The following is a 7,813-nucleotide window of genomic DNA, read 5'->3' on the forward strand; positions in this document are numbered from 1 at the left end:
GACACATCGATAGCTAGCTAATGATTAGCATCGTATCGATTTTGCCAGGGTGTGCCAATCGGCTTTTCAACGAGCGGGGGAGGAAGGGGCTTTGACGGGGAGCGGACGCCCCGCCGGATGGCGGGGCGAGGCAGGGTTACTCGGCGATCTGCAGCTTGCGCGACTCGGTGTAGACGTAGCGCACTTTCTCGTATTCGAACGGCGAGTTCAGCTGGCCATAGCGGAAGCTGGTCTGGTAGCGCTTGTCGACCCCGCGCAGGACCCAGATTTCCGGGTGGTTGCTGCTGGCTTCCGAAACATTGAGGAAGTTGATCGCCGATTCGGCGGTGTAGTCCACCGCCAGCCCGGCGGTATCACGCAGGTTCGACGGGCCGAGGATCGGCAGCACCAGGTAGGCGCCGCCGGGTACGCCGTAGAAGCCCAGGGTCTGGCCGAAGTCTTCGCTCTGGCGCGGCAGGCCCATCTTGGTAGCCGGGTCCCACAGGCCGGCCACGCCGATGGTGGTGTTGAGCAGCAGGCGCGCGGTGGTTTCCATGGAGCGCTGGCCCTTGAACTGCAGCAGGCTGTTGAACAGGTTGGGCACATCGCCCAGGTTGTTGAAGAAGTTGCTGACCCCGGTGCGCAGGAAGCTCGGCGTCACGTAGCGGTACCCGTCCACCACCGGCAGGAACACCCATTGGTCGAAGCGGTAGTTGAAGTGGTAGACCCGGCGGTTCCACGACTCCAGCGGGTCGTAGATATTCAGGGCGTTCAAGGTCGAGCGCTCGAACTCGCGCTGGTCCAGCCCCGGGTTGAACTTGAGCTTCTTCAACGGCTCGGTGAAGCCATCGGGGTCGGGGGTGACGGGGATGTTGGCCTTGCTGTTGTCGGCTTGGGCATAGCCTGCGCAGAGCAACGCAGCGATAAGCAGGAGATGTTTAGCCACGGAAGAACTCCAGCATGGCGTCGCTGTTGACGCGGTAGTTGAGGTTGCCGCAGTGGCCGCCATGGGGGTAGACGGTCAGGCGGTCACCAAAGGTTTTACGCAGGAAGCCCAGGTCGCCGGGGCCGAGGATCACGTCGTCGGCGTTGTGCATCACGGCGATCTTCGGGCTGGCCTTGAGGTAGTCCTGCAGGGCGTAGAGGCTGACCTGGTCGATTAGTTGCAGCAGGCTGCCGCCATCGGTGCGGGCGCGCCACATGGGGATCACCTGCTCGGTCAGGTAGCAGTCGAAGTCGCATTGCAGGGCACGCTTGAGAAACGGCGTGAGGCTGGTGCCTTCGCGGATCGGGTATTTGGGCGGGGTGATCAGGCCACGGCGGTTGATCAGGTCCGAGGTGAAGGCAATGTCCGCCGCAGAGAAACGGAAGGAGGTGCCGATCAGCATCGCCATCTGCTCGTTGGTCAGGTGCTGCTTGGATTGCTGGAAGTCGTAGAGCAGGGCGTCGTTGAGGTCGATATAGCCCTTCTGCTGGAAGTAGCGGGTCAGCTTGCCCAGCACCAGTTCGTAGAAGGTAGTGCTGTTGTTGATGCCCTTGACCTCGGTCTGCACCAGCTTGTCGAGGTTGGTGATCGAGGTATAGAGATTGACCGGCGGGTTGAGCAGCAGGACCTTCTTGAAATTGAAGCTGCGCCGGGTTTCATCCAGCTTGCTGACGAAGGCCGCATCCAGCGCGCCAAGACTGTAGCCGGTGAGGTAGAACTCGGTGATCGGCAGCTTGGGATTCTGCGCCCGTACGGCCTGCATCACCCGGTACATGTCCTCGGCGTCTTCCTGGGTCACGCCCGGGGTGGCAAAGCGCGAAGCGGCGCTGATGAAGTCGAAGCTGGTGGGCGAGGACAGCTGCACCACGTGGTAGCCGGCTTTGTAGTAGAGCTTCTTCAGGTACTCGTTGAGGCTACTGTCATAGCGCGCCCCGGTGCCGGCGATCAGGAAGATCAGCGGCGCGGCGTGGTCCTGGGTGGCAATGCGGTAGGTGAGTTTCTTCACCGCCCAGAAGTTGTCCGGGAGGATGAATTCCCGTTCCGGACGCAGCGTCAGGCTGTGGTCAGACTGGCGGATGTCATCGTTGGAGGGCAGTTCCGGGCGCAACTCCGGAGGCGTGGTGGCGATGGTGGCTTCGAAGGGGTTGGTCAACGGGTAGCCATAGGTGGCCGGGTCGACGTCGACCGCCAGCGCGGACGCACTCAGGATAAGGCCGCCAAACAGGGCAGCGAAGCGCAAGGAACGAAGCATGACTGTATCCCTAGAAGAAGGTACCGAATGAGGTTCGCAGGCTATGACCACCGCGCTGCTGCCGAAGTGCCATGGTTGGGCACAAATAACGCCTGCGACAGGCTTATTGGGAAGTGATAGTAGCCGGACGATACACTTTGCCGCCATTTGCATGACAGATATCTGCGCCTGGCGCTTGCCAAGCGTTCGCGGGGGATTATGCTGGGCGCCGTTTTGACTGTTCGGAGTGTTTCATGTCCCGCCGCCTTCCCCTGATTCTGCTGCTCGTGGTCCTGCCGCTGTGGCTGGCCGCCAGTTATGGCCTGCGCTACGGCTTCATGGAGGATGCTCGCTGGGTGGGTGCCTGTGTCGAGGCTGCCAGCCGCTGGGAGTGCGGGCTGCGCTCCAGCCTGGGTTGGATGATTCACTTCAAGGTGCTGGGCTGGAGCTCGGTGGCCGTGGCGCTCCTGGGTTTTGTCATGCCCGGGCGTGCCGGTTGGGGGCTGGGCGTACTGGCGTTGCTGATCGGCATCCCGGCCCTGGCCCTGTACAACACCACCCTGGCGGTATTTGCCGTGGTGATTGCCGGCTTGCGCCTGGTGCGCGCCAGCAAGCCATAGCCGCAGCAGCGGCCATGGCCTATGGCCTCAGGCCCTGCGGGCCCGCAGGTTGCGCCAAAGCGCCGCTACCATCAGCAGGCTGACCAGGGCCCAGCCCCAGGCCTGCTGGTTGGCCAGACCTTCCTGATACAACTGCGGGGCAATGCCGGCACCGACGATAAAGGTCAGCAGGGCAATCTCCCGGCGCGGCACTCGCACCGGGCGGCACAGGTAGACCAGTGCCGGCAGTAGCAGGGCCGCGCTGGGGAAGCTGCGGTAGCGCGGGTCGAACACCAGCTCCAGCATCATCACTGCCGCGGCGAACCCTGCGGCCGTCAGCAGCCAGCCGGCCCGTTTCTCCAGTGCACCGAAGGCTTTCAGGCGCCAGCTCTGGCGAGGGCTCAGGGCCAGGGCGGCGTGGGCCAGCACCAGCAGGTTGAGCCCCAGCAGCAACGCGGCCCAGCACCATTCACCGGCGAAACGGCTGGTTGCCCGCGCCAGTTCTCCAGAGGTTCCGATGCTGCAAGCGGCCACTGCGCCCAACAGGGGCAGCAGCAGGGCGGCGCGGTGGTCGCGGGGCCGGCCGCCGAGCACCAGGGTGCCGAGCAGTATCAGGCCGCCGACGCCCAGCCACAGCGGCCAGTACGGCAGGTTGGACACCGGGCCGGCGAGGATGCCCTTGTCCTGGCGATCAGCATCGAACAGCCCCCAGTAGCCACCGACGGCACCTTCGCTGGCGCGCTTCCAGGGCTGGTCGAAGGCTTCGATCAGGTTGTAGTGCCAGCCATTGTGTTCCGCCAGGGCGACGAAGCCGCGGATGAACTTGGCCTCGTTGACCCGGCTGGGCAGCGCGGTTTCTCGCTGCCGGCCTTCACTGGGCCAGCCGGTCTCGCCAATCAGCACGTCCTTGGGGGCGAAGCGGTTGCCGAACACCTGGCGCACCTCGGCCACGTGGTTCAAGGCGGCGTCGATGTTCGACGGATCGTCTTCCCAGTACGGCAGCAGGTGGATGGTGAGGAAATCCACCGCCGGGGCGATTTCCGGGTGCTTGAGCCAGAACTCCCAGACATCGGCGTAGGTCACCGGCTGCTTGACCCCGGCCTTGACCTTGAGGATCAGCCGCGCCAATTGCGCGCCGGTGACCTCCTTGCGCAGCAGTGCTTCGTTACCGACGATCACCGCACTGACCACGTCCGGGTTGGCGTTGGCCGAGGCGATCAGCAGGTCGACCTCCTTCTCGGTGTCCACCGGGTTGCTGTTGACCCAGGCGCCGATCATCAGCTTCAGGCCGTGCTTGCGCGCCAGGTCCGGCAGGGCTTCCAGGCCGGTCATGGAATAGGTACGGATGCATTCGAAACGGGTCGCCAGCAGGGCCAGGTCGGCGTCCATGCGCTGCGGGCGCAGCTTGAACGGCTGGTCGAAGGGCGACTGGTCCTTGTCGAACGGAGTGTAGGAAGCGCACTGCAGCTTGTGGCTGGCGCTGGCGACATCCGGCAGGTGCACCGGCCGGCCAAGGCCGTACCAATAACCGCAGAGGGCCAGCAGCCCGAGCAGGCAGGCGAACAGATAGGGCAGGGCGTGGAAACGAGGGGTGGCGGGCATGATCGGGCCGTCGTGGAACAAAGCCGGGCATCTTACCCGCATTTGTCCGCAGCTTGGTGGGCTGCATGATTTTGACATGCAAAGTTCGGGCGGACCCATTGCCCGGGAGAGGTCGGCCGTTGGTTACTGGCTATCTGATGTCGCTGCTGGCTGCCTTGAGGTCGTAGACAGAGCAGGTCGCGGAACAGGGCGGGTTGATGATCCAGGCATCAGTACTCCGCTGATGATCGAACGCGTTCGCGGTGAGGCGTGATGGGGGCGCTGAGCACCATAACCATACGTTGACGTGCCTGGCAGCCGCCCGGCACTGCACTTTTCGGGGAAGTAACGATGAAGATGCGACGACTCTTAGGCGCAGGTGCCGCACTGGTACTTGCCATCAGCTCCACTCTGGCCAGTGCCGACAGCAAGACCCTGAGCATCGGCTATGTCGACGGCTGGTCCGACAGCGTGGCGACGACCCATGTGGCGGCGGAAGTGATCAAGCAGAAGCTCGGTTATGACGTCAAGCTGCAAGCGGTGGCGACCGGGATCATGTGGCAGGGCGTAGCCACCGGCAAGCTCGACGCCATGCTTTCGGCCTGGCTGCCGGTGACCCATGGCGAGTACTGGGCCAAGAACAAGGACAAGGTGGTGGACTACGGCCCCAACTTCAAGGACGCCAAGATCGGCCTGATCGTGCCGGAGTACGTCAAGGCCAAGTCCATCGAGGACCTCAAGACCGATACCACGTTCAAGAACAAGATCGTCGGCATCGACGCCGGCTCGGGGGTGATGCTCAAGACCGACCAGGCGATCAAGGACTACGGCCTGGACTACAAGCTGCAGGCCAGTTCCGGGGCGGCAATGATCGCCGAGCTGACCCGCGCCGAAGAAAAACAGGATTCCATCGCCGTGACCGGCTGGGTGCCGCACTGGATGTTCGCCAAGTGGAAACTGCGCTTCCTCGAAGACCCGAAGGGCGTGTACGGCGCTGCTGAAACCGTCAACAGCATCGGCAGCAAGGGCCTGGAGAAGAAGGCGCCGGAAGTGGCGGCCTTCCTGAAGAAATTCCAGTGGGCCTCGAAAGATGAAATCGGTGAGGTCATGCTGGCCATTCAAGAGGGTGCAAAACCCGATGTGGCGGCCAAGGATTGGGTGAGCAAGCACCCGGAAAGGGTTGCCGAGTGGACTGCTAAATAAGCACAACGCGTCTAGATCAGGGGTCTTGAGGCCGCGCACTGGAAACAGTGGGCGGCCTTGTCATTTATTGAAGAAAAAACCGGCGCCAACGCTAATGTCGTTCTAATACTAAGGTCGTCTGGAACCTGCTCCATAGCCGCATAGAGTGGATTAGGTTCCACCTAAAATCTGTGCTGCGAGGATAAAAACAATGAACGACAGCATTTACCTCTCGATTCAAAACAGCCCGCGTTTCAAGGAGCTGGTCAGCAAACGAGAGCGGTTCGCCTGGATTCTCTCGGCGATCATGCTTGGGCTTTACTCGGCTTTCATCCTGTTGATCGCCTATGGTCCCCAGATCCTGGGCGCCAAACTCAGTCCTACCTCATCCATCACCTGGGGCATTCCCATCGGTGTCGGCTTGATTCTCTCGGCCTTCATCCTGACGGCCATCTATGTGCGACGCGCCAACGGCGAATTCGACGAGTTGAACAATGCGATCCTGAAGGAGGCTCAGCAATGATCCGACGTCTATTCGCAGCACTCGGTCTTGCCGCCTTCGCTCCCGCCCTCTGGGCTGCAGACGCCTTGACGGGCGAAGTCCACAAGCAACCACTCAACGTATCGGCGATCGTGATGTTCGTGGTCTTCGTCGGTGCCACCCTGTGCATCACCTACTGGGCCTCCAAGCGCAACAAGTCGGCTGCCGACTATTACGCGGCGGGCGGCAAGATCACCGGCTTCCAGAACGGCCTGGCGATCGCTGGCGACTACATGTCCGCGGCGTCCTTCCTGGGGATTTCCGCCCTGGTGTTCACTTCCGGCTATGACGGCCTGATCTACTCCATCGGCTTCCTGGTGGGCTGGCCGATCATTCTGTTCCTGATCGCCGAGCGCCTGCGCAACCTGGGCAAGTACACCTTTGCCGACGTGGCGTCCTACCGCCTCGGGCAGACCCAGATCCGCACCCTGTCGGCCTGTGGCTCGCTGGTGGTGGTGGCGTTCTACCTGATCGCGCAGATGGTGGGTGCCGGCAAGCTGATCCAGCTGCTGTTCGGCCTCGACTACCATGTGGCGGTGATCCTGGTGGGCATCCTGATGTGCCTGTACGTGCTGTTCGGCGGCATGCTGGCCACGACCTGGGTGCAGATCATCAAGGCGGTGCTGTTGCTCTCCGGCGCGTCCTTCATGGCACTGATGGTGATGAAGCACGTCAACTTCGACTTCAACACCCTGTTCTCCGAAGCGATCAAGGTTCACCCCAAGGGTGAAGCGATCATGAGCCCCGGCGGCCTGGTGAAAGACCCGATCTCGGCGTTCTCCTTAGGTCTCGCGCTGATGTTCGGTACCGCTGGCCTGCCCCACATCCTGATGCGCTTCTTTACCGTCAGCGATGCCAAGGAAGCTCGCAAGAGCGTGCTCTATGCCACTGGCTTCATCGGCTACTTCTACATCCTGACCTTCATCATCGGCTTCGGCGCGATCCTGCTGGTAAGCACCAACCCGGACTTCAAGGATGCCGCAGGCGCCTTGCTGGGCGGCAACAACATGGCGGCGGTGCACCTGGCCAACGCAGTGGGCGGCAGCGTGTTCCTCGGCTTCATTTCGGCCGTGGCCTTCGCCACCATCCTGGCGGTCGTTGCAGGCCTGACCCTGGCTGGCGCCTCGGCGGTGTCCCATGACCTGTATGCCAGCGTGATCAAGAAGGGCAAGGCCAACGAGAAGGACGAGATCCGCGTTTCCAAGATCACCACCGTGGCATTGGGCGTACTGGCCATCGGCCTGGGCATTCTCTTTGAAAGCCAGAACATCGCGTTCATGGTTGGCTTGGCGTTCTCCATTGCCGCCAGCTGCAACTTCCCGGTACTGCTGCTTTCCATGTACTGGAAGAAGCTCACCACCCGTGGCGCCATGATTGGCGGCTGGATGGGCCTGGTGAGTGCCGTGGCGCTGATGATCCTCGGCCCGACCATCTGGGTGCAGATCCTGCATCACGAGAAGGCGATCTTCCCGTACGAGTACCCGGCGCTGTTCTCGATGATCATCGCCTTCATCGGTATCTGGTTCTTCTCCATCACCGACAAGTCGACCGCGGCGGTCAACGAGCGGGCGCTGTTCTTCCCGCAGTTCGTGCGTTCGCAGACCGGCCTGGGTGCCAGTGGGGCGGTGTCGCACTAAGCGAGATGAATGTATCGGCTTCTATATAGAAGCTGCGTAATGGCGAAATGCCCCGATCGAGAGACCGGGGCATTTTTC

The 7,813-nt window shown here is 62.3% G+C and carries 7 protein-coding genes; 4 read left to right on the forward strand and 3 right to left on the reverse strand.

Features of this window, described 5'->3' with window-relative positions; all coding sequences use genetic code 11:
* Positions 1–136: 136 nt before the first annotated feature.
* Together A9971_RS11045 and A9971_RS11050 are read right to left on the reverse strand one after the other, a co-directional pair.
* Positions 137–925: a VacJ family lipoprotein gene (locus A9971_RS11045; protein WP_011060040.1), complete on the reverse strand. Its 789-nt coding sequence runs from the start codon at positions 923–925 to the stop codon at positions 137–139.
* Positions 918–2,216 carry a serine/threonine protein kinase gene (locus A9971_RS11050; protein WP_026020029.1) on the reverse strand — a complete coding sequence of 433 codons (1,299 nt, stop codon included), beginning with the start codon at positions 2,214–2,216 and terminating at the stop codon, positions 918–920. Before A9971_RS11050 ends, A9971_RS11045 begins: the two co-directional genes overlap by 8 nt.
* Before the next feature lie 233 nt (positions 2,217–2,449).
* Between A9971_RS11050 and A9971_RS11055 the strand changes: the two genes are divergently transcribed.
* Entirely contained in the window at positions 2,450–2,815 is a 366-nt protein-coding gene (locus A9971_RS11055) for a hypothetical protein (RefSeq protein WP_053149796.1), read from the forward strand.
* Positions 2,816–2,842: 27 nt separating this feature from the next.
* Here A9971_RS11055 and A9971_RS11060 read toward each other — a convergent pair whose 3' ends face one another.
* Positions 2,843–4,438, reverse strand: a complete 1,596-nt coding sequence (locus A9971_RS11060; RefSeq protein WP_404944720.1) for a beta (1-6) glucans synthase — start codon at positions 4,436–4,438, stop codon at positions 2,843–2,845.
* 288 nt (positions 4,439–4,726) lie between these two features.
* Here A9971_RS11060 and A9971_RS11065 point away from each other — a divergent pair, with 288 nt between their 5' ends.
* The 3 genes from A9971_RS11065 to A9971_RS11075 all read left to right on the forward strand — a co-directional run bounded on the left by A9971_RS11065 (position 4,727) and on the right by A9971_RS11075 (position 7,735).
* Complete coding sequence (locus tag A9971_RS11065) at positions 4,727–5,578, forward strand: glycine betaine ABC transporter substrate-binding protein (RefSeq protein ID WP_011060044.1); 852 nt, start codon at positions 4,727–4,729, stop codon at positions 5,576–5,578.
* A 190-nt stretch (positions 5,579–5,768) separates the two neighbouring features.
* The gene (locus A9971_RS11070; protein ID WP_011060045.1) at positions 5,769–6,080 is read left to right on the forward strand and encodes a DUF485 domain-containing protein; all 312 of its coding nucleotides are present in this window, start codon (positions 5,769–5,771) and stop codon (positions 6,078–6,080) included.
* Complete coding sequence (locus A9971_RS11075; RefSeq protein WP_011060046.1) at positions 6,077–7,735, forward strand: cation acetate symporter; 1,659 nt, start codon at positions 6,077–6,079, stop codon at positions 7,733–7,735. Before A9971_RS11070 ends, A9971_RS11075 begins: the two co-directional genes overlap by 4 nt.
* Positions 7,736–7,813 lie beyond the last annotated feature (78 nt).

Origin of the sequence: Pseudomonas sp. UME65 (assembly GCF_014170225.1) — a bacterium.
GTDB lineage: Bacteria > Pseudomonadota > Gammaproteobacteria > Pseudomonadales > Pseudomonadaceae > Aquipseudomonas > Aquipseudomonas protegens.

Coding starts and splice junctions, on each gene's coding strand:
- A9971_RS11075 (WP_011060046.1), top strand. CDS start 6,077: ATGATCCGACGTCTATTCGCAGCACTCGGTCTTGCCGCCTTCGCTCCC.
- A9971_RS11055 (WP_053149796.1), top strand. CDS start 2,450: ATGTCCCGCCGCCTTCCCCTGATTCTGCTGCTCGTGGTCCTGCCGCTG.
- A9971_RS11060 (WP_404944720.1), bottom strand. CDS start 4,438: ATGCGGGTAAGATGCCCGGCTTTGTTCCACGACGGCCCGATCATGCCC.
- A9971_RS11050 (WP_026020029.1), bottom strand. CDS start 2,216: ATGCTTCGTTCCTTGCGCTTCGCTGCCCTGTTTGGCGGCCTTATCCTG.
- A9971_RS11070 (WP_011060045.1), top strand. CDS start 5,769: ATGAACGACAGCATTTACCTCTCGATTCAAAACAGCCCGCGTTTCAAG.
- A9971_RS11065 (WP_011060044.1), top strand. CDS start 4,727: ATGAAGATGCGACGACTCTTAGGCGCAGGTGCCGCACTGGTACTTGCC.